This is a genomic window from Streptomyces luteolus, assembly GCF_029968015.1.
In the GTDB taxonomy this organism is placed as follows: domain Bacteria; phylum Actinomycetota; class Actinomycetes; order Streptomycetales; family Streptomycetaceae; genus Streptomyces; species Streptomyces luteolus.
In genome coordinates this window covers 174,398-196,639 of sequence record NZ_JASCIS010000002.1, presented here as the reverse complement: position 1 = coordinate 196,639, position 22,242 = coordinate 174,398, and the positions used below count along the sequence as shown (strand labels likewise).

Below are 22,242 nucleotides of genomic sequence, written 5' to 3'. Positions count from 1 at the left end.
ACCACCCGTACCACGCACCGGACGACCAGTGCGTTCGTACAACCTCACCGGGGTCTCGGGGGTCTCCTGTGCACCCCCCGTTTCTCCTGCCCCATGGAAAGGACGTCATGTCCCGCCACAAACGCTCCCGTCGTCTCGCCGTCCTCGGTGCCGGGGTCGTCGCCGCAGTCCTGGGCGGTGGCCTGTTCGTCGCACTGCCCGGTGACGCGAGCGCCGCACCCTCCGGTCTCTCCGACGACTTCAACGGCGACGGCTACCGCGACCTGGCGACCGGCGCCACGGGTGCCGTCGCGAACAGCAAGGAAAAGGCGGGTGCCGTGGTCGTCAACTACGGCTCGTCGAGCGGGATCAGCTCCTCGCGAAAGAAGATCACGTCGCAGAGTTCCTCCGGCGTGCCGGGGGCGTCGGAGACCGAGGACCGGTTCGGCACGGAGCTGGCGCACGGCGACCTCAACAACGACGGCTACGGCGACCTCGCCGTGGGCACGCCGCTGGAGGACGTGCCGGGCGATGTCGATCGCGGCGCGGTCACGATCCTGTGGGGCGGCTCGTCCGGCCTGTCCGGTGGCACGACCATCAGCGACCCGAACGGCTCGGGCCACGACCGGTTCGGCCAGTCCCTCGCGGTCGGCGACTTCACCGGGGACGGGCGGACAGACCTGGCGGTCGGCTCCACCGGCAAGGACATCTGGATCTTCAAGGGCGGCTTCACCAAGTCGGGCGGCGCGGCCGGGAAGCTGCGCTTCGACGCCCAGATCGAGTCCGGGTCGTACCCGAAGGGCGCCGTCGAATTGGCCGCAGGCGACTTCGACGACGACGGAACGGACGACGTGGTGGTGGGTTCTTTCGCGGGCAACTTCGTCTACCGGGGCACCTCGACCGGGCCCACGTTCCAGACCGAGGCCGGCGAGGGGAAGGCGAGCGCGCTGACCACGGCCGACTTCGACCTTGACGGCCACGACGACCTGGTCGTAGGCACCGACACTCCCGCGGTCCTGGACTCGGGGGCCGACGGCGGGTACGTCACCGTGTTCCACGGCGGCGCGGCCGGCGTCGACACCTCGCGCAGCAAGGTCTTCAGCCAGGCCACCGAAGGCGTGCCGGGGGCGGACGAGCACCACGACTCCTTCGGCTACGCCCTGGCCGCGGGCGACGTCAACGGTGACGACTACCCGGACCTCGCGGTCAGCGCCAACTTCGAGACCATCGGCTCCGCCTCGCACGCCGGTAACGTCTGGGTGCTGAGCGGCAGTTCCTCGGGCCTGACGGCGACCGGCGCCCAGTCGTTGAATCAGGGCACGTCGGGCGTGCCGGGCGCCAACGAGTCGTCCGACCTGTTCGGCGGGGCCGTCCACCTCGCCGACCACAACAAGGACGACCGCGCGGACCTTTCCGTCGGCGCGGCCGGCGAGAACAGCGACGACGGCGCGGTGTGGTTCCTGCGCGGCTCCTCCTCCGGCACCACCACGTCCGGCGCGACGAGCTTCACCGGCCCGACCGTGGGGATCGCCCGCTCCGGCGACGACCCCGTGTTCGGCCGCCCGATGTCGGGCTCCTGACACCTGCGCGGAGAGGGGCGGCCCCTGGAATTCGCCGTTCCGGGGCCGCCCCTGCGTGTGGGAGGGGTGAGCGGGTCGCGCTGAACCTCGTCGCGGTCCGGTACGGCAACGCGCAAACGCCATGCGGCAGCTGTTCACAGAACGTCGGCCCGGAATCTGCCGAGGGCAGAACGTAGAGCGGCACCGGAGGCTGGACCGTCACCATGGAGCGATGGCGAATGACGATCACATCGAAAGCCTCCGCGCGGCCGAACGGCGTCTCCAAGCGGCCCAGCTCGCCTCCGACGTCGGGGCGCTGGCCGAACTGATCGACGACGCGGGGCAGTTCACCGGACCGGACGGAAACCTCTACTCGAAGTGGGACGACCTCCGTGCTCACGAATCCGGCCATCAGGTGCTGACCCGCCTCGTGGAGGAGGACCTCCAGGTGCTGGCCACTGAGCACACCGGCGTCACCTGGCTTCTCGCTGCGCTGGAGGGCTCCATCGGCGGGCAGCCGCTGGTCGCCCGGGTCCGCTACACCCGGACCTGGATTCGCGACCGGACCGGGTGGAGGGTCATCGCGGCCCACGCCACGAGCGTCACCGACGACCCCAGCGCCCCCGTTCAGGCGCCATGCCTTCCAGGTGTACCGGGCCCGGGCTCTGACTCCTGACGGCACTGACCGAAGCCTGGGGATCCCTGCCCCGTCCTCCACCCAGGCCTCGACGAGGATCCACCTTCCCTCCTGACCTTGATCACCAAGTCCGGAGTCGGACGAAGATCACCAAGTGGGGCACTTTTGATACGCCGTCAGGCAGAGGGACAGCGTTCGGCCGTCGTCGGGAACCGGGACCGTAGGGCGGTGCGCCCTTTGGGGTCGCGGTCGTCGCCGAAGCTGGGCCGGGCAGGGCGCTGTCGGGGCGGGTGAGTGCGCGGTCGCAGCGGTCGGAGACGTCGGCGGGCCCTCGCCGGGCCGCTCGGCGGGCACGGGGGAGGACCTCCCTCGGGTCGCTGGACCCGGGGCCCCCGCTTGCCGAAGACGCCAACCGGTCCTGCTTCCAGGCAGTGATCAGTGGTTGGGCTGTGCTCATGTCACGTGTACGCCTCACCGTAGTCACCGCGCCCTTGCCGGGATCGCCGCGCTCACCGCCTGCTCCGGCTCAAGCAAGGGGGACGGCGACAAGCCGGTCGCTGCTCCTGCTGCGAAGCCGATCACGGAGGCGCTCGCCCAGGCAGTCATCACGCAGGCCCTGCTCGGTGACGGCGAGACGCTTCCCGGCTGGACACTGCACGGCGACAAGGACGTAACCGACGGGGACGTGGAAGGGCACCGTAAGGCGTGAGCTCTAGTTCCGCCAGGCCATCGCGCTGTACGTCGGGACCCGGGTGGCCGACCCGGCAGAGAGATCAGAGGCCAGGAGCGACGGTTTTGAGAGTGTGATCGTCCTCGACGGCGACGGCTGCCACCTGGTTCAACGGAACTTCTGAGCCCCACGCGGGCACCTTCACGGAGATCGCCGGCCCGCCCGCGCGTCACCTTCTCCTCGCGATCGCATCTGCGCAGCGACCAAGGAGCCTCGGGTCGTAGCCCTGGCGTAGAGGGAATGCCCGCCCGTGGGCCACCCCCTACCGCGGTAGCACCTCCCATTTGGCTCGCGGGTATGACGCCTGGCGCCCAGCCTTCCCCACACGCTCTGCCTGTCGACGGGACGGGCCCTCGCGACGGCGACGGCGGTCTGGGGGCCTTCCTCGCCCGGCCCCTTGACCGCAGCGGACCCACGTCGTGAAAGGCGGGTAGAACACTCATGAGCGCGACCTTGGCTCCAGCGGTTCCCATCGGGAAGGCCGCTCTCGGTGCCCTCGGCCTGTTGGCTGTCGCCACCGGTGCCTTGGAGTCGGTGGTGACACCGACGCTGCCACTCCTGCAGCGCGAGTTGGACATGAGTCCCGCCGAAGGCGCGCTGCTCAGCATCGTGTTGCTCATCACCGGCGCCCTCATCACGCCGGTCGCCGGGAAGTTCGGCGATCGATACGGCGGGAAACGGGTCCTGGTCCGGCTGATGGCGGTCGTCTCCGTGGGCGGTCTGACCTCGGCCCTGGCGCCGAGCCTGCCGGTGCTGCTGCTCGGCCAGTTACTCCAGGGCGCGATGGTGGGCGCGTTGCCCCTGTCGTTCATCATCGTGCGCAAACATCTGCCCGCGGGAGAGTCCAAGGTGGGCATCGGCGTCGTCAGCGGCTTGTTCGTGGGCGGCGGGATGGCGGGCACAGTGACGGCCGGGCCGGTGGCCGAAGGGCTGTCCCGGCACTGGATGTTCGCCCTGCCGACGATCGTGGTCATCGGGGCCACCGTCCTGGTGCACCGGCTGATGCCGGACGACCCGCCGGGCCGGTCGGACGAGTCCGGGATCGACTGGCCCGGTCTGCTCCTGCTGAGCGGGACGCTGACCACGCTCATGCTCGTGTTCTTGCTCGCGCCCGACCTCGCCTCGCAGCCTCTCGTCCTCGGCGCCCTCGTCGCACTGTTCGCCGCTTTCGTGGTCGGCTGGGTGGCCGTCGAGCGCCGTGCGGCCTCGCCGATGATCGACCTGGCCCTGCTGGCCCGGCCGGCGGTGTGGAAGTCGAGCGTGCTGACGTTCGTGATCTGCGTCGGTACGTCGGTCGCCATCCACCTCGTCCCGCAGTTGCTCGACGTCTCCGGCGAGGCGTACGGCTTCGGGGCGAGCGCCACCGAGATCGGGTTCATCCTGCTGCCGGGTGCTGTCGCCGCCTCGCTCGCCGGGCCGCTCGGCGGTATCGGGGCACGGCGTCTCGGTTCGCGTGCGGTGGTCACCTCCGGGGTCGTCATGATGGCCGTCTCGCTTGTCTCCCTGGCGGCCGTGCACTCCGAGGTCTGGCACCTCGTCGTCGGCAAGGCGCTGATCGCACTCGCCAACGGCCTGTGCGTCACGGCGATGGTGACTCGTACCGCCACCTCCGTCGACCAGGGCGACACCGGCATCGCCACCGGCCTCGTCCTGGTGACACGCGTCGTCGGCTTCGCCGTCGGCACGCAGTTCGGCGGGGCGATCCTCACCGCCGGGACCCCTCCCGGATCGAACACCCCGGCCGAATCGGCCTTCGCCACCGGCTTCCTCATCGCCGGCGCGGTCACGGCGCTGGCTCTTCTTGTCACCCGCACCATGAGCAAAGGAGTCAGAGAATGACCCGCACCGAACAGACGGAAAGCCAGTCGGTACACCGGACGGGCCGTCAGACCGGCGGTCAGGCGGGCCGTCAGGCGGCGTTCCGTACCGCGCCGCGGCGCACGGTCCTGATCTCCGGGGCCGGTGTCGCGGGGTCCGCCCTCGCGTTCTGGCTGAACCGCTACGGATTCGCGGTCACAGTGGTCGAGAAGGCACCAGCCCTGCGCGCCGGCGGGTACCCCATCGACGTACGCGGCACCGCGCTCGAGGTGGTCCGCAGGATGGGGATCCTGCCGCGGCTGCGGGAGGCGCACATCGACCTGCGTCGGCTGACCTTTCTCGAAGGGGACGGCCGCGAGGTGGCGTCGGTCCACCCGCACAGCGTCACCGGCGGTGTCGAGGGACGGGACCTGGAGGTGCGGCGCGGCGACCTGAGCGACGCCCTGTACGCGGCGGTCCGTGACGACGTGGAGTTCCTGTTCGGCGATTCCGTCGACACGCTCGACCAGCGCGGCCACGGAGTCGACGTCACCTTCCGCGGAGGCGACAGGCGCACGTACGACGTGGTGGTCGGCGCGGACGGATCGCATTCCCGTACCCGCGAGTTGCTGTTCGGGCCGGAAGACCGGTTCCACCGGTATCTCGGTTACCGCTTCGCCGTGTTCACCCTGCCCAATACCTTCGGGCTCTCCCTCGAGACCGTGATGTGGAACGCCCCCGGCAAGGCCGCAGCACTCTACGCCGTGGGCGACCAGGACGACGTCCATGCCTTCTTGAACTACGCCCACCCGGAACCACCCTCCGACGCGTTCGGGGACCCGCGAGCCCAACGAGCCCTGATGGCTGGGGAGTTCGCCGACGCTGGATGGGAGGTCCCCGGCCTGCTGGCCGCCCTGCGCGAGGCGGAGGACGTGTTCTTCGACGCGGTCAGCCAGATCCGGATGCCCCGCTGGTCGAGCGGCCGGGTCGCGCTGGTCGGCGACGCCGCGTACGCGCCCTCGTTCCTCACCGGACAGGGCACCAGCCTCGCGCTGGTCGGCGCGTACATGCTCGCCGCTTCCCTCGCCGACCGGGACCACATCGCGGGCTTCGCCGCCTATGAGCACCGGACCCGGGAGTTCGTGACCGTGAACCAGGACCTGGTCGGCGAGGGTGGTGCCGCGCTCTTCCCGACCACCGCCCGCGCCCTCGAGCAGCGCAACGACAGGCTGCGCAACCTCAGCGCCGTACCGTCCGGATCGGGACGACCGGCCCATTCGGCCCTCACCCTGCCCGAGTTCACCCCCGTGCCGTGAGTCCGGCCGACCCGGCCGACCCGGCCGACCCGCCGACCCGGGCGCCGGGCGCGCGCCGCCCGAGGGCGATCATCCAGAAGAAGCATCAATGGGCGGGAAGCGCCTGCCCGCTGTCCGCCAGGGTGGCGGTCGGCCGGCGCCCGGTGCCCCCTCGACCGGGCGTCTCACGCGGTCGCGAGCGAGACCTCGGTCGACTTCATCAGTGCCACGACGGTGGATCCGGTCTCCAGGCCGAGGTCGGTGACCGCGTCCTTGGTGATCGCGGCGGTCAGCTCGCCGCCCTCGACCGTGATCCTGACGGAGGCCATGGCGTCGCCGGTGGTGATGCCGACGACCGTGCCGGGCAGTTGGTTGCGGATGGACAGGCCCGCCACCGGGCCGGTGGCCAGGGCGACCTCCGTGGACTTCACGAGTGCGCGGACGGCGGAGCCCTCGGCGAGGCCGAGGTCCTTGACCGACTCCACGGTGATGGCCGCGGTGAGGTCTTGGCCGCCGTCGAGGCGGACCTTGACCGTCGCCATCGCCTCACCGGGCGTGACGGCGGTGACGGTGCCGGGGATCTGGTTGCGGATGGACAGGCTCATGCAGAACGCCTCACGGGAAAAGGGATGGTTTGTCGCTTTCTGTCCTACTCCGGCTCACCGTAGCCGGAGGTGGCCGGTACCGGCGTTGTGCCCATCGCGTCCGCGAGGAGTGTTGTGGGTGTGGTGGGTGTTGTGGGTGTCCACTCGCAGACCGGGCTCAGGTCTGTGGCAGGAGTGATCTCAAGCGGCGTAGGCGTGGGTCTGTATTGCCTTGACCGTGGCCCAGACCTCGGCGCCCGGGTGCAGGCCGAGTTCGGCGGCGGCCGCAGTGGTGAGGTCGGCGGCGAGGGGGAGTTCGCCGGTGAGGTCGGCGCGGATCTGATCGCCGTGGGTCTCCAGGCCCGCCACTTCGCAGCGCCAGAGGTTGCGCGCACTCGCGCCGGTGGGCCGTTGGCGGAACAGGGTGACGGAACTCGGGGGGAAGGCCACGAAGACCGGGCCGGTCAGGTCCTCCGTGGTGGTGATGGCCGGACCCTCGTCGAGGCGGACGGTGTGGCCGTCGGCGTCGCCCCGGTAGAGGTTCAGGCCCACCAGTTGGGCGATGTAGTCGGTGCGCGGGTGGCGGGCGGTGTGGGCCGGGGTGCCTTCCTGGACGACTTGGCCGTGCTCGACCACGACCAGGCGGTCGGCCAGGACCATCGCGTCGAGCGGGTCGTGCGTGACGAGCACGGCGACAGCCTCGAAGTCGGCCAGGTGGCGCCGGAGTTGGGCGCGGATCTCCAGGCGGGTGCGGGCGTCCAGGGCTGCGAGAGGCTCGTCGAGGAGAAGGAGTCGTGGGTTGGTGGCCAGCGCGCGGGCGAGGGCGACGCGTTGGGCCTGGCCGCCGGACAGCTTGCGGGGCTTGGCGCTGCCGTGGGCGCTGAGGCCCATGCGGTCGAGCCAGGCGGCGGCCTGCGTACGGGCTTCCGCCTTGGTGGCGCCGTGGCAGCGGGGGCCGAAGGCGACGTTGTCGAGGGCGGAGAGGTGGGGGAAGAGCAGGTAGTCCTGGAAGACGACGCCGACCGGACGGGACTCCGGCGGCGTACGGTCCAACTCCGCGCCGTCGAGCCGCAGATGGCCGTCGGCCAGTGGGACGAGCCCGGCAAGTGCGCGCAGGGCGGTGGTCTTGCCGGCGCCGTTCGGGCCGAGCAGGGCGACCACCTCGCCGGGCGCGACGGTCAGCGCCACATCGAGGCGGAAGGCGCCGCGGTCCACGACGAGGTGGGCGTCGAGCCCGTCGGCTTCGGATTCGGTGCCGGTTCGGAGGTCGTACGTCTCGGTCATCCTGCTGTCATCCAACGGTCGCGCAGCCCGGCCAGCACTGCGATGGACACCGCGAGCAGGACGAGACTCAGGGCGATGGCCGCCTCCGGGTCGCTCTGCAGGGCCAGGTACACGGCCAGCGGCATGGTCTGCGTACGGCCGGGGAAGTTGCCGGCGAACGTGATCGTCGCGCCGAACTCGCCGAGCGCCCGCGCCCAGGCCAGTACCGCGCCCGCCGCGATGCCCGGTGCGATCAGCGGCAGCGTGACCCGGCGGAACGCGGTGAACTTGGAGGCGCCCAGGGTCATGGCTGCCTCCTCGTAGCGGGGGTCGGCGGCGCGCAGGGTGCCCTCCACGCTGATGACGAGGAACGGCATGGCCACGAACGCCTCCGCGATCACAACTCCGGTGGTGGTGAACGGAAGCGTGATCCCGAACCAGGAATCCAGCCACTGGCCGATGATGCCGTTGCGGCCGAACGCCATCAGGAGTGCCACACCGCCGACGACGGGCGGCAGGACGAGGGGCAGGGTGACCAGGGCCCGTATGAGCCCGCGGCCGGGGAACTCGACCCGGGCAAGCAGCCAGGCCAGCGGCACGCCGATGACCATACTCACGGCCGTGGCCAGAGTCGCGCAGAACAGCGACAGCTTGAGGGCCTGCCACACTTCGGCGCTGGTCAACTGCTCGGGCAGGTTGTGCCACGGGGTGCGTACGAGCAGGGCGATCAGCGGCACGATCAGGAAGGCCAGGCCGAGCAGTGCGGGGAGCAGGAGAGGCAGCGGCACGCCTCGGCCACCGCCGGACCGGACGCGCCGACGCCGCGTCCCACCCCTGAGGGTTTCGGTCGCGGCGTCCGCCTTGTCGTTCGGGATCACGGCTTGCGGAACCCGGCCTCGGTCAGGACCTTCTGGCCCTCGGCCGACTGCACCAGCGCCATGAACGCCTTGGCGGCCTCGGTGTTCTGCGCGTCCTTGAGCAGGGCCATCGGGTAGTCGTTGATGGCGTCGGCGGACTCGGGGAACTCCACACCCTCCACCTTGTCGCCCGCCGCGTGCACATCGGTCTTGTAGACCACGGCTGCGTCGGCCTCCTTCAACTCCACCTTCGTCAGCGCGGCCTTGACGTCCTGCTCGTACGACACCGGCGTGAGCTTGAGCTTGCTCGCGGCGAGGGCCTTCTGGGCGGCGGCGCCGCACGGCACCTCCTTGTCGCACAGGACGACCTTCAGGCCGGAGCCCGTCAGATCCTTGAGAGAGCCGATCTTGTCCGGGTTGCCGGGCAGGGTGGCGATCTCCAGCTCGTTGCGCACGAAGGTGGCGGGCGTACCGGAGGCGTCTCCGGCGTCCGTGACGATCTTCATGGTCTTGGGACTGGCCGAGGCGAACACATCGGCGGGCGCGCCGCCGGTGATGCTCGCCGCGAGGGAGTCGCTGCCGCCGAAGCTGAAGGTCACCTTCGTGCCCGGGTGCTCCTTCTCGAACTGCTTGCCCAGCGTCGTGAAGCTCTCCTTCAGGGAGGCCGCCGCGAAGACGGTCACCTCTCCGGAGATCTTGTCCGACGCGGAGGGGTCCGACTTATTCGACGACGCGTCGCCGGACGAGCAGGCGCTCAAGGCAAGCAGCGCGGCGGCGCCGGCACCGGTCACCTGCAAGGTCCGGCGGCTCCGGCGCGCGGTACGGGTCATCACGGGCTACTCCCTCTGGTCCTGACGGACACGATCACCTTGGTCCTGACGGACACGGACACCTTGGTCCTGACGGACACGGACACCTTGGTCCTGACGGACACGGACACCTTGGTCCTGACGGACGCGGACACCTTGGTCCTGACGGACGCGGACACCTTGGTCCTGACGGACCGACTACGGTCTTTCGACGACCACGTTGGTCGACTTGATCACAGCCACCGCCGGAACACCGGGCTCCAGCTGCAGCTCTTCAGCCGATTCCCGGCTGACAGGGATGATCCGGCGGCCTGACTCGTCGCGTTCAGCGAGGAGTCTGCCGCCGTCCACCAGACGCCGCACGGTGTCGCGGCTGACACCGAGTAAGGCGGCTGCGGCTCCGATCCGGTACGTGTGCATACGCCGATGATACTGCCGCAGATGCAAGGGAAAAGTCTCTAGTCTCTTTGCATGAGCCGGAATTCTGATCTGCCATGTTGGTATGTGCGTTTGCACCAGACGCGAGCGGGGGTACGGTCCGTCGGGAGGTGTAGCCCGTGAGTCAGCCCCGAGCAGTTGCCCCTACGGCCGCCGGACCGGCGGCGGAGCTCGTCCTGACCGGAGATCTGGACCGCCCGGCCCGTCTGGCGGTGCCCGACCTGCTGGCCTGGCCGCAGCGCGAAGCGGACGTCCGCTTCGAGTGCGCCATAAACGGCATGCAGCAGCACAGCTTCACCGGTCCGCTCCTGTACGACGTCTTGGCGGCGGCAGGGCCCGTCTACGATCCGGCCCGCCGCAAGGACCGTCTGCGCTTCCTGATCGCGGTGTCCGGCCTGGACGGCCATCACGCCCTGCTCTCCTGGGCGGAGATCGACCCTGACTTCGGCCGCGCCCCCGTCCTGCTGGCCGTCACGATCGACGGCGTTCCGCTCGACAGCGCCGGGCCCCAGCTCGTCCTGCCGCAGGACCGTTGCGGGGGTCGGCATATCAGCGGCATCAACACGATCCGGGTGGACGGCGGTTACACCGCGTGGGCGTGATGTCGCGTGGAGACTCCGCGGCTGCCACCGGCGAAGGGGTCAGGCTCGCGACGGGGAAGCGCACATACCTGGGTGGGAGATGTGTGGTGCCGACAGGCCGACAGGCCGACCGGGGACGGGAGTTCGGCGCTTTCCACGAGGAGCTGCTGACCCTCTGACCCCGTAGTCCCGCCGGATGGGCTGCTCACGGGTGCGGGGCTGGGTGAAGCGGACGCCGTTCAGGTCCGGTCGATGTGGACGTTCGTCGACTTCACGCGGGCGGTGGCCTCCATGCCGACCTCAAGCCCCAACTCCTCGACCGCCTCCCGTGTCAGCAGGGACACCAGCCGGTGCGGCCCGGCCTGGATCTCCACCTGGGCCGCCACGTCACCCATCTTGATCGCGGTGACAATGCCGGGAAAGGCATTGCGGACCGAGGTGTAGGAGGCATCCAGCTCGCCGCTCGCCCCCTTGGCGAGTTCAACGGAGAAGGCGGCCAGGTCCTTGCCGTCGATGAGGCGTTTTCCGCCCTCGTACCGATGGGTCGCCACCCGCCCCGCGTCTGCCCATCGACGTGCGGTGTCCGGACTTACGCCAAGGAGCCGTGCGGCCTGGCCGATCGTGTAGGACTGCATGGGGATCACGATAGGCAGCCACTCGCCCGTTCACCCGACAGACCCCTGGTTCCGGCACCGATGAGCGACCGCACGGCGCGGTCGCGGCGATGGCGGTGACCGCCCAGGTCGCCACCGACAGGGCGAGCGCCATGAGCTTGTCTTCGCCGAAGGTGTTCCTGACGCCGAGCAAGTAAGCGAGATCGACGTACCGAACCGTCTGGGGATTGCCGCTGCCCCTGGTGGTGCGGAGCAACTCGATCGTGGTCCGTGTGGCTTCCCCATGCTCGGGGAGCAATGACGCCGAAGACATCGCGGAGCAGCAGGCGGACATCACCCGCCTGCTGCTCCGTCCCCCTCCACCGGCCGCTCCCGGGCGAGAGCTACATCAAGGGCGTCTTGCCTGCTCCGCCGCCCGCCGAGGCCATCCGCATCGTCACCGGACCGTCCGGCACTCACGATCCGGATCAGCTGACAGCCTGGCAGATCCCCTCTACGAACCGGCAGCTCCACCCCATCGCCCCGAGCGCGGACGGCAACGCTTTCACCATCCTGCGGACCCTCACCTGCCCTTGGTCCGAAGAGCAACCCGTCCTGCGCCTGCGCGGATTCCTCCACCGCGGCCCGGACCAGATCCACCTGCACCTGGAGACCGACCAGGACACTGACCTGGTTGCCGCCGACGCACGCCCCTCTGGCTCCCTCACGGCACTGCTCGCCGCCCTCCCCTCCCTGATCACCGAGGAAGAACGTCTGCTTCAGCTCACGGGCGAAGCCTCTGCGGCCTGGTCGAGTATGCGTTGTGTGCGTTCCAGGACTGCACTGTCGACCATCCGGTCCGTCGAACGTCGCCACCGAGTCCGCACGCCTCCAGCACACGGAAGCCCCCGAGTTCACTCTGCCTGGCGGCTGTAGCGGACCGCGGGTGCACTGGCTGTTCATCCAGTCCAAGCCCGATCGGTTGGCTCCAGATGGCGCCCTCACCTAACGGTGAGCGCAACTCTTGTCGTCGACGGCGCGACGACAGCAAGACCACGCGGAATCTCGTTCAGCCGTCCTCGAGGAGCCGCCTCATCCCGTGATAGTGGGCGGCGCCGTTGACGACCAGGCCGGGGAGGCGCATGGAGCGTGAGTCGTCTGTTGTCGTCCAGCGATGGCTGGGCGGCATCCGCGGGCGTAGCGATCAGCCTCATCGCCGCACCTGACCGGGCAGATCGATGACCTCAACCAGCGCCTGACCCGGCTCCTCGAAGATCACGCACCGCAGCTGCTCGCGCCGGTGGGCATCGGCCCGGACAGCGCCGTGACGCTCCTGATCACCATGGGCGACTGATCACCATGGGCGGCAATCCCGAACGCGTACACACCGACGCGTCGTTCGCCGCCCTGTGTGGCGTCAGCCTCATCGAGTACTCCTCGGGCCGCCGGAACTCGCGCCGGCTGAACCAGGGCGGCGACCGGAAAGGGAGCGCGGCTCGCCCTGCACCGCATCGTGTTCACTAGGCTGCGGCACGATCCGCGCACACAGGCGTGCTACGAACGCCGCACCCGGGAGGGCAAGACGCGTCGTGAGATCATCAGGTGCCTCAATCGGTATGCCGCCCGTGAGGTATTCAACCTGGTCAAAACGGTATCCAGCGACCCCTTGTTGTAGGGGCGTCCGTGACAGATGAGAGGGTCGGACGGGTGAGCAAGACGCCGAAGAACAGCCTGCAATACCGCTTTGACGGGCCAGAAGACGCCCCCGTCCTGATCCTGGGTCCGTCGCTGGGTACCACCTGGCATATGTGGGACCGGCAGGTTCCGGAGTTGGCGCAGAGCTGGCGCGTGTTCCGGTTCGACCTGCCCGGGCACGGCGGTGCGCCCGCGCACGCGGCCGACAGCGTCCAGGAGCTGGCCGACCGGGTGCTCGCCACGCTCGACGAACTCGGCGTGCAGCGCTTCGGGTACGCGGGCTGCGCCCTCGGCGGTGCCATCGGTGCCGACCTCGCGCTGCGGCACCCGCAGCGCGTCGCCTCGCTCGCGCTGATCGCGGCCTCGCCCCGGTTCGGCACCGCGGACGAGTTCCGGCAGCGCGGCGTGATAGTGCGTACGAACGGACTCGACCCGGTCGCACGGACCTCCCCGGAGCGCTGGTTCACGCCCGGCTTCGCCGCCAACCAGCCCGCGATCACCGAGTGGGCCGTGCAGATGGTCCGCACCACCGACCCCGGCTGCTACATCGCCGCCTGCGAGGCGCTCGCCGCGTTCGACATCCGGCCCGAGCTCGGCCGTATCGGTGTGCCCACGCTCGTGCTCGTCGGCTCCGAGGACCAGGTCACCGGTCCCGCCGAGGCCAGGACTCTCGTCGCCGGAATACCGGACGCCCGGCTCGCCGTCGTGCCCGGTGCCTCGCACCTGGCCCCGGTCGAGCAGCCCGCCGCCGTCACCGACCTGCTCGTACGACACTTCTCCACCGCCTGGACCGAGCAGCACTCGGCGCTCTCCGCGACCCCGCCCAAGCCGGTCCTCGCGCCGCCGATGCCGACCTCGCCCGTGGCCGAGATCGCGCCCGCCGAGCAGGACGAGTCAGCCCCGGCCGGGCGGACCGACCCGTACGACAGCGGCCTGAAGGTCCGGCGCGAGGTGCTCGGCGACGCGCACGTGGACGCGGCGCTCGCCGCGGCCGACGCTTTCTCCGGCGACTTCCAGGACCTGATCACCCGGTACGCCTGGGGCGAGGTCTGGGCGCGGCCCGGGCTCGACCGGCGGATGCGCAGCTGCGTCACGCTGACCGCGCTGATCGCGGGCGGCCACCACGAGGAGCTCGTCTTCCACGTCAGGGCCGCGCTGCGCAACGGCCTGACGCCCAGCGAGATCAAGGAAGTCTTCCTGCAGGCCGCCGTGTACTGCGGCGTGCCCGCGGCGAACACCGCGTTCAAGGTCGCGCAGTCCGTCATCCGCGAGGAGACCACGCCGGAGGGCTGAACCGGCGGCAGGATGGTGCCATGGCACACATGAAGCTCACGAAGCTCACGAAGAAGTCGCACGCCTGCGTTCGCCTGGAGAAGGACGACCGCACCCTCGTCATCGACCCGGGCGGCTTCAGCGAGCAGGACGCGGCGCTCGGCGCCGACGCGATCCTGATCACCCACGAGCACCCGGACCACTTCAACGAGGAGCGGCTGCGCGCCGCGCTCGACGCGAACCCGGCCGCCGAGATCTGGACGCTGCGCGCGGTCGCCGACCAGCTCGCGGCCGCGTTCCCGGGCCGCGTGCACACCGTCGGGCACGGGGACACCTTCACGGCCGCCGGGTTCGACGTCCAGGTCCACGGCGAGCTGCACGCGGTGATCCACCCGGACCTGCCGCGGATCACCAACGTCGGCTTCCTCGTCGACCCGGGCAGCACGGCCGTCTTCCACCCCGGCGACGCGCTGACCGTCCCCGAGCAGCCCGTCGAGACGCTGCTCGTGCCGGTGGTGGCGCCCTGGAGCAAGGTGTCCGAGGTCATCGAGTACGTCCGCGAGGTCAAGCCGCAGCGCGCCGTCGACATCCACGACGCGCTCCTCACCGACCTCGCCCGCCCGATCTACGACACCCTCATCGGCAACCTGGGCGGCGCCGAGCACACCCGCTTCGCTTCGGGCGACGGCACGGAGATCTGAGCAGTCTGTACGGAGCCCTCGGCCCGTTGTCGTACCCGCCCGGTAGGTTGTGAGACATGCGCATCGCGACTTGGAACGTCAACTCGATCACTGCCCGTCTGCCCCGCCTTCTGGCCTGGCTGGAGAACAGCGGCACAGACGTGCTGTGCATCCAGGAGACCAAGTGCGCCGTCGAGCAGTTCCCCGCGGACGAGCTGCGCGAGCTGGGCTACGAAGCGGCGGTCAACGCCACCGGCCGGTGGAACGGCGTGGCGGTGGTCTCCCGGGTCGGCCTTGAGGACGTGGTCAGAGGCCTGCCCGGCGATCCGGGGTACGAAGGGGTGGAGGAGCCCCGAGCCATCTCCGCGACCTGCGACGGCGTCCGCGTCTGGTCGGTCTACGTACCGAACGGCCGCGAGCCCGAGCACGCGCACTACGCCTACAAGCTCCAGTGGTTCGAGGCGCTGAAGGCCGCCGTCGCCGGGGACGCCGCGGGCTCCCGCCCCTTCGCGGTGATGGGGGACTACAACGTCGCGCCGACCGACGACGACGTCTGGGACATCAGCCTCTTCGAGGGCGCCACGCACGTCACCCCGGCCGAGCGCGCCGCCCTGACCGCCCTGCGCGAGGCGGGCCTGAACGACGTGGTGCCGCGCCCGCTGAAGTACGACGTCCCGTTCACGTACTGGGACTACCGCCAGCTCGGCTTCCCGAAGAACCGCGGCATGCGCATCGACCTCGTGTACGGCAACGACCCGTTCGCGAAGGCCGTCTCGGACGCGTACGTGGACCGAGAGGAGCGCAAGGGCAAGGGCGCGTCGGACCACGCGCCGGTGGTCGTGGACCTGGACGTGTAGCGGCAGCCGAGCAGAGCGGGAGGGCCGAGCAGAGCGGGAGGGCCGGGCGGAACCGTGGTTCCCGCCCGCCCCTCCTCCCGCGTCCGGCCTCCGAAGAGCCTCAGCCCCGCGAACGCCTTCAGCCCGGAAGCGCGTTCAGCACGCGAACGCCCTCAGCCCGTGGGCGCCTTCGGCCCGCGCGCGCCTTCAGCCCGCGCGCAGATCGGGCACGCGCTTCAGCCGGTGAGCGTCCTCAGGTCGATCGACTCCGCGAGCGCGGTGAGGCCCGCGTCGCCTGGGTGCAGATGGTCACCGCTGTCGTACTCGGGCAGCATCCGCGCCGGGTGCCCGGGGTCGCGCAGGACCTTGTCGAAGTCGAGGACCGCGTCGTACGTACCGCTGGAGCGGATCCAGGTGTTGACGGCCTCGCGATGGGCGTCGACGCCAGGGGCCGTGCAGAGCTTCTCGCCCTCGCAGGGCGCGATCGTCGCGGCGACCACGCGCAGTCCGCGCGCCCGCGCGCGTTCCGCGATCTCCTCCAGGCCGGCGATGACGTCCCCGGCGCTCGCGCCCCAGCGCACATCGTTGACGCCCTCGAAGACGACCATCGTGCGGGCCGAGGTCTGCGCGAGGACGTCCCGGTCGAGCCGGTTCAGGGCGCTGACGCCGCCGGTGTCGGTGGAGATCCCGTCGCCCGGATACCGGTCGGTGACCACACGGTTCGCTGAGATCCCATGGTTGATCACCCCATAGTGCGGGACCTCGTCCTGAGCGAGCAGCCGCCGCGCGAGCACATCGGGCCAGCGCAGGTTGGCGTCCTGGGTGGACTTCACGCCATCGGTGATCGAGTCGCCGAGCATCACGACGGAACCGGGCCCGCCGCCGACGTCGACCCCGGTGAGGAACGGCCAGGTGGTGATGGTCGAGGTGTACGCGCCGGGCGCGCTGTCGCCGCTGTGGTCACCGGCGGTGCTGAGGTACGAGCGCTGAATGGCCTGGCTGTGCACGGGCGCCGCCGAGACCGCGCCGGGCAGATGGAAGCTCACCAGGAGGTTGCTGTCGGCGGGCACGTCGAAGTCGACGGGATCGCTGAACACCTGTGCCCCGGCCGGGATTTCGGTGCCGTTCGACCCCCTGAACGACAGCGGTACGGGCACCTGCCGAGGCTCGGCCCCGGAGCGCTGCACGGCCACCGTCGCACTGCCGATCCGTACCGGCGTACGTGCGAACGTGTTGTCGAGCCGGATGCGCACGCGCGGTCCGCCCACGGAGGAGTGCACGACGAGCCGGAGGGTGCGGTCGACCCAGGGGCCGACGGCGGTGTAGCCCGCGGTGGACGCGGACCAGGTGCCGCTCCAACCGGTTGCCGCGGGGCGTACGGAGAGGGCGAAGACATGCAGGTCGGGGCCGTGGTCGTCGGGCAGGCGGACCGCGCTGACCTCGCGGCCCCGGTCGAGCGGGACGGTGACGACGTAGAGGCGGGCGGTCTCGGTGCGCTGGCCCTGCGGGGAGTTGATGTGCGGCAGCGCCACGGACTTGGTGGCGAGGGGGCCGGAGCGCCAGTCGGGGGCGGTGAGGCGGTACCTGCTGCGGGAGCCGTCGCGGTAGCGCACGGTGCCGGTGCCGCTCGCGTCGCCGCCGGTGCCCGCGACGAGGAAGGCGAGGGCGTCACCGCGGCCGCGTACCGCCACGGACTGGCCGTCCGCCCTGACGTTGTCGGGCCGGCCGGGCTCGGTGCGGGGTATCCGCAGGCGGGCCGAGTCCACGCCGACGGTGCGGCCCGGCGTCCAGCCGGCGGCGGCCAGGTCCTGGGCGGAGAGCGAGGCGCCCGAGCCGTCGAAGTCCGCGGCCTCGGGGTGCTCGTCGCTGCTCACCGCCCGGTTGTCGAAGAGCCGCTCCAGAGGGAGCGGCTTGTGTCTTGGTTCCGCCGCCGTGGCGTCGGCGACTGGTGCGACTCCGGCAAGGAGTCCAAGGACGACCGTGGTTCCCCAGAAACGTCGGCGCACGGGCTGTCTCCTCCTCCTCACCGGGCGGTGAGGGCCTAGTGACGACAGATGCGCCATGAAGCTAAGGAGAGGTGCAAGACCCGTCAATGACCGGCGTCTGAACTCGCCCTGAATTCAAGGGAGATGAGCAGGGCCGCCCAAACCTCGTGGTCAGACCGGATGCGCGCCCGGAGCGCGACCGGATGCGTGAGCGCATGCGCGCCGGGCCCGGACAAGGGCGCGAGCGTACGCACGCCAGGCCCGGACAAGGGGGCGAGCGTATGCGCGCCGGGCCCGGACAGGTGTCGGCCCCGCACCGGCCGCGTCGCCAGGACAGGTGCGCTCAGGCCGCCTCCACGACCTCGTCACGCACGGCGATCGCCCAGAGGGTGACCAGGCGTGCGTACTCCCGGCGCTGTTCGTCGGAGAGCCGGCCGTCCGCGCGGCTCCACAGCTCGCGTATCTGCGCGTTGATCTCCGCGGCGGAGGGCGTGGTGCCGGGGCGCGCGTCATCGAGGGAGCCATGGCTCTCGTCATTGAGGGACATGGAGTGAAGCTTAGGGGCGCGGTCTGACAATCCGCTACCGCTCGGTCACGGAAGGCTGCTCACGCACGGGTCGCCCACGCGCCGCCTGCCCCACAATGGAACGAGGGGAGCCGTCGTGTCGGGGTTCGGGGCGGCGTCCGGAAGGTGATCTAGTGCAACTACGACAAAGTGACAGCCATTTTGGGCGAAGCGGGCTGATTCGGCGGAGCGTGGATCATGAAGGTGCCTTTTCTGGACAAGTGGCTCGGGCGGCGGACCGACGAGCCGGGTGCCGGCCTCGCGGAGGCTTTCGAGCAGAACCCGGACGGCGTGGCCGAGTTGCTGTCGGAGTGCGAGCTGCTGCGCTCCCAGGCCGCGACCGCAGGTCTTGAACTGGACGACAGCGTGGCCTCGTTGGAGGCCCTCGACCAGCTGACGCCGCACTGGCGCGACGACCCCGAGATGCTGCCCTGGCTCGGCAACGACGCCGGCCTCTATCTCGGAACCGTCCTCGTCCGTACCGTTCCCGGCGCCGTGTGGCACGTGTGGCCCGGCGGTCATCCGGTGGTCAGGCTGGCCTCCGGGCGCGAGATCCACGTGGTGGAGGCGGGCCTCGACTGGGCGGTGAGCGGGGCGCCCGAACTGTCCCAGGTGTACGCGGAAGCGGCCGAGGCCTGAGCCCTGACGGGACCCGTTCGGCCGCTCCCTCAACCCCCTTGAAGCGGAAATACGGTTAATGCCCGCAAGGTGCGTGTCGCCTGTTAAGTCCCGTATTGCTATGGATAGTTTGCGCGGACTGTCATACAGCGATGAGTGAGTAGGGCTGGGCATGGCCGTCGATCCGTTGATCGAACTGCGGGACGTCAACAAGTACTACGGGGAGTTGCATGTCCTGCAGGACATCAACCTCACCGTCGGACGCGGGGAGGTGGTGGTGGTCATCGGGCCGTCCGGATCGGGGAAGTCGACCCTGTGCCGGACGATCAACCGGCTGGAGACCGTCCAGTCGGGACACATCACTCTGGACGGACAGCCGCTGCCCGAGGAGGGCAAGGAGCTCGCCCGGCTCCGCGCCGAAGTGGGCATGGTGTTCCAGTCCTTCAACCTCTTCGCACACAAGACGGTCAGGCAGAACGTTTCGCTCGCGCAGGTCAAGGTGCGCGGCCGCAAGAAGGACGAGGCGGACCAGCGCTCCGGTGTACTCCTGGAGCGGGTCGGCCTCGCCGCGCACGCCGAGAAGTACCCGGCACAGCTGTCCGGCGGCCAGCAGCAGCGCGTGGCCATCGCCCGCGCCCTCGCCATGGACCCGAAGGTGATGCTCTTCGACGAGCCGACCTCGGCGCTCGACCCGGAGATGATCAACGAAGTCCTGGAAGTCATGCAGCAGTTGGCCCGCGACGGCATGACGATGGTGGTCGTCACGCACGAGATGGGCTTCGCCCGCTCCGCCGCCAACCGCGTGGTGTTCATGGCCGACGGCAAGGTCGTCGAGGACCGCACCCCCGAGGACTTCTTCACCGACCCCGAGAGCGAGCGGGCCAAGGACTTCCTCTCCAAGATCCTCAAGCACTGACGGGGGAGTGCACCGATGACACGTAGAGCACGCGGCACACGCATGTCCGCGGACAGGGGCCCCGGGCCCGGCAGGTTCGCGGGGCCCGGCAGGCTCGCCGGGCCCGGCAGGTTCGCCAAGGTGCTCGCCGGGCTGGCGCTCACCGCCCTGGCCGCCACCGCCTGCGGCAAGGAGGGCAGCCCGCCCGTGAAGGGGCCGAGCGCCGAGGATCTGCCCAAGTACCAGGTCGCGCAAGGCTTCCAGCTGCCGGATTCGCCCACCTGGAAGAAGGCGAAGCGGCGCGGCCGACTCGTGGTGGGCGCCAAGGAGGACCAGCCCTACCTCGGCGAGAAGGACCCGGCGAGCGGCGTCTACACGGGCTTCGACATCGAGATCGCCAAGATGATCTCCGCGTCCCTCGGCTTCGACCCGAAGACGATCCAGTTCAGGACGATCGCCTCGGCCAACCGCGAGACCGCCCTGCAGAACGGCCAGATCGACTACTACGTCGGCACCTACACCATCAACGACAACCGCAAGAAGCTCGTCGGCTTCGCCGGCCCGTACTACATGGCAGGCCAGGGACTGCTCGTACGCAAGGACGAGGACGACATCAAGGGCCCGCAGGACCTGGCCGGCAAGAAGGTCTGCTCGGCGGCGGGCTCCACCCCGTACCAGCGCATCGAGGCGGACTTCCCGAAGGCGGACCTCGTCGCGTACGACACCTACTCGATCTGTGTCGACAACCTGCTGACGTACCAGGTCGACGCGGTCACCACCGACGACGCGATCCTCCAGGGCTACGCGGCCAAGGTGCCCGAGGAGCTGAAGCTGGTCGGCAAGCCGTTCTCCCAGGAGCCGTACGGGATCGGCGTGCCGCGGCGGGACAACGCGCTGCGCTTCGCCATCGACGACGCCCTCGCCGAGAACGAGAAGAACGGCAACTGGAAGAAGGCCTACGACGCGACGCTCGGCCTCTCCGGAGTCCCCGCGCCGAAGCCGCCCGCCATCGACCGCTACCCGGCGAGCTGAGGGGGCCGTCATGAACGTACTGACCGACAACTTCTCCACCTACGGCAAAGGGTTCCTCGGGACCGTCGAACTCACCGTCTACGCCTCGCTGCTGGCGCTCGTGCTCGGGTTCGTGATGGCGTCGTTCCGGGTCGCGCCCGTCGGGTCGTTCCGGGTGTTCGGCACCGTGTGGGTGACCGTGCTCCGCAACACCCCGCTGACGCTGCTGTTCTTCGCGGTGCTGCTCGGCCTTCCGCGGTTCGGACTCGTGCTGCCCTTCAAGGTGTTCGCGGTCCTCGCGCTCGGCTGCTACACCTCCGCCTTCATCTGCGAGGCGCTGCGCTCCGGCATCAACACCGTGCCCAAGGGGCAGGGCGAGGCGGCGCGGAGTCTCGGGATGAGCTTCGGGCAGACGCTCAACAACGTGGTCCTGCCGCAGGCCTTCCGCTCGGTGATCCCGCCGGTCGGCTCCAATCTGATCGCCCTGGCCAAGAACTCGGCGATCGCGGGGGCGTTCAGCGTCACCGAACTCCTCGGCACGTACAAGACCCTCAACGAACTCGGCTACAGCATCATCTGGACGTTCATCTGGATCGCCCTCGGCTACCTGATCATCACCCTCACCATCAGCGCCTTCTTCAACTTCCTGGAGAAGCGCTGGGGAGTCGCCCGATGACCGCGACCGCGCACGAAGAGTCCACCGCCCTCTACGACATCCCCGGACCGGTCGCCCGCAAGCGGCACTTCGCGTACGGGGTGTTCTCGACGCTCCTGATCCTGGGGCTCGCGGGCTGGATCCTGTATCTCCTTTTCGACACCGAGCAGTTCACCGCGACGAAGTGGACTCCCTTTCAGTACACGGGAATTCAGGAACTCCTCCTGACCGGGCTCGGCAATACGCTCAAGGCGTTCGCCATGGCCGCCGTGCTCTCCCTTGTGCTCGGCACGGTGCTCGCGGTGGGGCGGCTCTCCGACCACAAACCGGTGCGCTGGCTGGCCACGCTGATCGTCGAGTTCTTCCGGGCGATGCCGGTCCTCGTGATGATCTTCTTCATCTTCGTGGCCCTGAAGGTGCATCCGCTGCCCGCGCTCGTCGCGGGGCTCACCCTCTACAACGGCTCCGTGCTCGCCGAGGTGTTCCGCTCCGGCATCAACGCCGTGGAACGCGGGCAGCGGGAGGCGGCGTTCGCGCTCGGGATGCGCAAGACGCAGGTGATGACGCATGTGCTCGTGCCGCAGGCGGTGCGCGCCATGCTGCCCGCCATCATCAGCCAGTTGGTGGTCGCCCTGAAGGACACCTCGCTCGGTTACCTCATCACTTATGAGGAGTTCCTACACGCGGGGAAACTCATCGCCTCGAATCTCGACTACGATTTGCCGTTCATCCCCGTAGTGATGGTGATCTCGCCGATCTACATCGGGATGTGCATGCTTCTGTCGTGGTTCGCCACCTGGGTGTCCAAGCGGCAGAGGCGCAGTCCCAAGACGGAGGCCGTGGACGTCGCCCCGGCCGAACCAGGGACGCTGCTGCCGGGTGCGCAGTAGCTCTTGGGGCACGGGAGC

General features: G+C 69.9%; 23 protein-coding genes. 15 read left to right on the top strand and 8 right to left on the bottom strand.

Features of this window, described 5'->3' with window-relative positions:
- Nucleotides 1-107 precede the first annotated feature (107 nt).
- The 5 genes from QIT00_RS02615 (at nt 108) to QIT00_RS02595 (ending at nt 6,018) form a co-directional block, all read left to right on the top strand.
- A complete protein-coding gene (locus tag QIT00_RS02615; protein WP_282533380.1) occupies nt 108-1,559 on the top strand; it encodes an FG-GAP-like repeat-containing protein in 1,452 nt (483 codons plus the stop codon).
- 211 nt (nt 1,560-1,770) lie between these two features.
- Entirely contained in the window at nt 1,771-2,214 is a 444-nt protein-coding gene (locus QIT00_RS02610; protein WP_282533379.1) for a nuclear transport factor 2 family protein, read from the top strand.
- 403 nt (nt 2,215-2,617) lie between these two features.
- Entirely contained in the window at nt 2,618-2,884 is a 267-nt protein-coding gene (locus QIT00_RS02605) for a hypothetical protein (RefSeq protein WP_282533378.1), read from the top strand.
- Between the two features lie 462 nt (nt 2,885-3,346).
- Nucleotides 3,347-4,744 (top strand): MFS transporter, encoded by a 1,398-nt coding sequence (locus QIT00_RS02600; RefSeq protein ID WP_282533377.1) that lies wholly within the window; start codon nt 3,347-3,349, stop codon nt 4,742-4,744.
- Entirely contained in the window at nt 4,741-6,018 is a 1,278-nt protein-coding gene (locus QIT00_RS02595; protein ID WP_282533376.1) for an FAD-dependent monooxygenase, read from the top strand. Before QIT00_RS02600 ends, QIT00_RS02595 begins: the two co-directional genes overlap by 4 nt.
- Nucleotides 6,019-6,182: 164 nt before the next feature.
- Here the strand turns inward: QIT00_RS02595 and QIT00_RS02590 are convergent, their stop codons facing one another.
- The 5 genes from QIT00_RS02590 to QIT00_RS02570 all read right to left on the bottom strand — a co-directional run bounded on the left by QIT00_RS02590 (nt 6,183) and on the right by QIT00_RS02570 (nt 9,930).
- Nucleotides 6,183-6,602 (bottom strand): TOBE domain-containing protein, encoded by a 420-nt coding sequence (locus tag QIT00_RS02590; protein ID WP_282533375.1) that lies wholly within the window; start codon nt 6,600-6,602, stop codon nt 6,183-6,185.
- A gap of 180 nt (nt 6,603-6,782) precedes the next feature.
- Nucleotides 6,783-7,865, bottom strand: a complete 1,083-nt coding sequence (locus QIT00_RS02585; protein WP_282533374.1) for an ABC transporter ATP-binding protein — start codon at nt 7,863-7,865, stop codon at nt 6,783-6,785.
- On the bottom strand, nt 7,862-8,722 hold the full coding sequence (locus QIT00_RS02580) for an ABC transporter permease (RefSeq protein ID WP_282533373.1): 861 nt from the start codon (nt 8,720-8,722) through the stop codon (nt 7,862-7,864). The genes QIT00_RS02585 and QIT00_RS02580 overlap by 4 nt, the downstream gene beginning before the upstream one ends.
- On the bottom strand, nt 8,719-9,531 hold the full coding sequence (gene modA / locus QIT00_RS02575; protein WP_282533372.1) for a molybdate ABC transporter substrate-binding protein: 813 nt from the start codon (nt 9,529-9,531) through the stop codon (nt 8,719-8,721). Before modA ends, QIT00_RS02580 begins: the two co-directional genes overlap by 4 nt.
- Nucleotides 9,532-9,708: 177 nt before the next feature.
- Nucleotides 9,709-9,930 carry an excisionase family DNA-binding protein gene (locus QIT00_RS02570; RefSeq protein ID WP_282533371.1) on the bottom strand — a complete coding sequence of 74 codons (222 nt, stop codon included), beginning with the start codon at nt 9,928-9,930 and terminating at the stop codon, nt 9,709-9,711.
- Between the two features lie 137 nt (nt 9,931-10,067).
- On the opposite strand from QIT00_RS02570, the gene QIT00_RS02565 reads away from it, so the two are divergent.
- Nucleotides 10,068-10,550 (top strand): molybdopterin-dependent oxidoreductase, encoded by a 483-nt coding sequence (locus QIT00_RS02565; protein WP_282533370.1) that lies wholly within the window; start codon nt 10,068-10,070, stop codon nt 10,548-10,550.
- Between the two features lie 218 nt (nt 10,551-10,768).
- Here QIT00_RS02565 and QIT00_RS02560 read toward each other — a convergent pair whose 3' ends face one another.
- Nucleotides 10,769-11,164: a TOBE domain-containing protein gene (locus QIT00_RS02560; RefSeq protein WP_282533369.1), complete on the bottom strand. Its 396-nt coding sequence runs from the start codon at nt 11,162-11,164 to the stop codon at nt 10,769-10,771.
- A 1,317-nt stretch (nt 11,165-12,481) separates the two neighbouring features.
- Between QIT00_RS02560 and QIT00_RS02555 the strand changes: the two genes are divergently transcribed.
- From QIT00_RS02555 to QIT00_RS02540, 4 genes are all read left to right on the top strand, one after another.
- Nucleotides 12,482-12,646 carry a transposase gene (locus tag QIT00_RS02555; RefSeq protein ID WP_282533368.1) on the top strand — a complete coding sequence of 55 codons (165 nt, stop codon included), beginning with the start codon at nt 12,482-12,484 and terminating at the stop codon, nt 12,644-12,646.
- A 183-nt stretch (nt 12,647-12,829) separates the two neighbouring features.
- Nucleotides 12,830-14,110, top strand: a complete 1,281-nt coding sequence (gene pcaDC, locus QIT00_RS02550) for a bifunctional 3-oxoadipate enol-lactonase/4-carboxymuconolactone decarboxylase PcaDC (RefSeq protein ID WP_282533367.1) — start codon at nt 12,830-12,832, stop codon at nt 14,108-14,110.
- A gap of 29 nt (nt 14,111-14,139) precedes the next feature.
- Nucleotides 14,140-14,790: an MBL fold metallo-hydrolase gene (locus QIT00_RS02545; protein ID WP_282533496.1), complete on the top strand. Its 651-nt coding sequence runs from the start codon at nt 14,140-14,142 to the stop codon at nt 14,788-14,790.
- 56 nt (nt 14,791-14,846) lie between these two features.
- The gene (locus QIT00_RS02540; RefSeq protein WP_282533366.1) at nt 14,847-15,626 is read left to right on the top strand and encodes an exodeoxyribonuclease III; all 780 of its coding nucleotides are present in this window, start codon (nt 14,847-14,849) and stop codon (nt 15,624-15,626) included.
- Nucleotides 15,627-15,841: 215 nt separating this feature from the next.
- On the opposite strand, the gene QIT00_RS02535 is transcribed toward QIT00_RS02540, so the two are convergent.
- Together QIT00_RS02535 and QIT00_RS02530 are read right to left on the bottom strand one after the other, a co-directional pair.
- Entirely contained in the window at nt 15,842-17,668 is a 1,827-nt protein-coding gene (locus QIT00_RS02535) for an SGNH/GDSL hydrolase family protein (RefSeq protein WP_408909705.1), read from the bottom strand.
- Nucleotides 17,669-17,933: 265 nt separating this feature from the next.
- Nucleotides 17,934-18,137 carry a hypothetical protein gene (locus QIT00_RS02530; RefSeq protein ID WP_282533364.1) on the bottom strand — a complete coding sequence of 68 codons (204 nt, stop codon included), beginning with the start codon at nt 18,135-18,137 and terminating at the stop codon, nt 17,934-17,936.
- Between the two features lie 216 nt (nt 18,138-18,353).
- Between QIT00_RS02530 and QIT00_RS02525 the strand changes: the two genes are divergently transcribed.
- The 5 genes from QIT00_RS02525 to QIT00_RS02505 all read left to right on the top strand — a co-directional run bounded on the left by QIT00_RS02525 (nt 18,354) and on the right by QIT00_RS02505 (nt 22,224).
- Entirely contained in the window at nt 18,354-18,794 is a 441-nt protein-coding gene (locus QIT00_RS02525; RefSeq protein ID WP_282533363.1) for a DUF6278 family protein, read from the top strand.
- A gap of 151 nt (nt 18,795-18,945) precedes the next feature.
- The gene (locus QIT00_RS02520; RefSeq protein ID WP_282533362.1) at nt 18,946-19,689 is read left to right on the top strand and encodes an amino acid ABC transporter ATP-binding protein; all 744 of its coding nucleotides are present in this window, start codon (nt 18,946-18,948) and stop codon (nt 19,687-19,689) included.
- Between the two features lie 15 nt (nt 19,690-19,704).
- Entirely contained in the window at nt 19,705-20,700 is a 996-nt protein-coding gene (locus tag QIT00_RS02515) for a glutamate ABC transporter substrate-binding protein (RefSeq protein WP_282533361.1), read from the top strand.
- Nucleotides 20,701-20,710: 10 nt separating this feature from the next.
- Nucleotides 20,711-21,355, top strand: a complete 645-nt coding sequence (locus QIT00_RS02510) for an amino acid ABC transporter permease (RefSeq protein WP_282533360.1) — start codon at nt 20,711-20,713, stop codon at nt 21,353-21,355.
- The gene (locus tag QIT00_RS02505; RefSeq protein ID WP_282533359.1) at nt 21,352-22,224 is read left to right on the top strand and encodes an amino acid ABC transporter permease; all 873 of its coding nucleotides are present in this window, start codon (nt 21,352-21,354) and stop codon (nt 22,222-22,224) included. Before QIT00_RS02510 ends, QIT00_RS02505 begins: the two co-directional genes overlap by 4 nt.
- The last annotated feature ends 18 nt before the right edge of the window (nt 22,225-22,242 follow it).

Bases quoted from the DNA above. Each gene is read 5' to 3' on its own strand.
- QIT00_RS02615 (WP_282533380.1), top strand. From the start codon at position 108: ATGTCCCGCCACAAACGCTCCCGTCGTCTCGCCGTCCTCGGTGCCGGG.
- QIT00_RS02610 (WP_282533379.1), top strand. From the start codon at position 1,771: ATGGCGAATGACGATCACATCGAAAGCCTCCGCGCGGCCGAACGGCGT.
- QIT00_RS02600 (WP_282533377.1), top strand. From the start codon at position 3,347: ATGAGCGCGACCTTGGCTCCAGCGGTTCCCATCGGGAAGGCCGCTCTC.
- QIT00_RS02595 (WP_282533376.1), top strand. From the start codon at position 4,741: ATGACCCGCACCGAACAGACGGAAAGCCAGTCGGTACACCGGACGGGC.
- QIT00_RS02590 (WP_282533375.1), bottom strand. From the start codon at position 6,602: ATGAGCCTGTCCATCCGCAACCAGATCCCCGGCACCGTCACCGCCGTC.
- QIT00_RS02585 (WP_282533374.1), bottom strand. From the start codon at position 7,865: ATGACCGAGACGTACGACCTCCGAACCGGCACCGAATCCGAAGCCGAC.
- modA (WP_282533372.1), bottom strand. From the start codon at position 9,531: ATGACCCGTACCGCGCGCCGGAGCCGCCGGACCTTGCAGGTGACCGGT.
- QIT00_RS02570 (WP_282533371.1), bottom strand. From the start codon at position 9,930: ATGCACACGTACCGGATCGGAGCCGCAGCCGCCTTACTCGGTGTCAGC.
- QIT00_RS02560 (WP_282533369.1), bottom strand. From the start codon at position 11,164: ATGCAGTCCTACACGATCGGCCAGGCCGCACGGCTCCTTGGCGTAAGT.
- QIT00_RS02555 (WP_282533368.1), top strand. From the start codon at position 12,482: ATGGGCGGCAATCCCGAACGCGTACACACCGACGCGTCGTTCGCCGCC.
- QIT00_RS02545 (WP_282533496.1), top strand. From the start codon at position 14,140: ATGAAGCTCACGAAGCTCACGAAGAAGTCGCACGCCTGCGTTCGCCTG.
- QIT00_RS02540 (WP_282533366.1), top strand. From the start codon at position 14,847: ATGCGCATCGCGACTTGGAACGTCAACTCGATCACTGCCCGTCTGCCC.
- QIT00_RS02535 (WP_408909705.1), bottom strand. From the start codon at position 17,668: ATGGCGCATCTGTCGTCACTAGGCCCTCACCGCCCGGTGAGGAGGAGG.
- QIT00_RS02530 (WP_282533364.1), bottom strand. From the start codon at position 18,137: ATGTCCCTCAATGACGAGAGCCATGGCTCCCTCGATGACGCGCGCCCC.
- QIT00_RS02525 (WP_282533363.1), top strand. From the start codon at position 18,354: ATGAAGGTGCCTTTTCTGGACAAGTGGCTCGGGCGGCGGACCGACGAG.
- QIT00_RS02520 (WP_282533362.1), top strand. From the start codon at position 18,946: ATGGCCGTCGATCCGTTGATCGAACTGCGGGACGTCAACAAGTACTAC.
- QIT00_RS02515 (WP_282533361.1), top strand. From the start codon at position 19,705: ATGACACGTAGAGCACGCGGCACACGCATGTCCGCGGACAGGGGCCCC.
- QIT00_RS02510 (WP_282533360.1), top strand. From the start codon at position 20,711: ATGAACGTACTGACCGACAACTTCTCCACCTACGGCAAAGGGTTCCTC.
- QIT00_RS02505 (WP_282533359.1), top strand. From the start codon at position 21,352: ATGACCGCGACCGCGCACGAAGAGTCCACCGCCCTCTACGACATCCCC.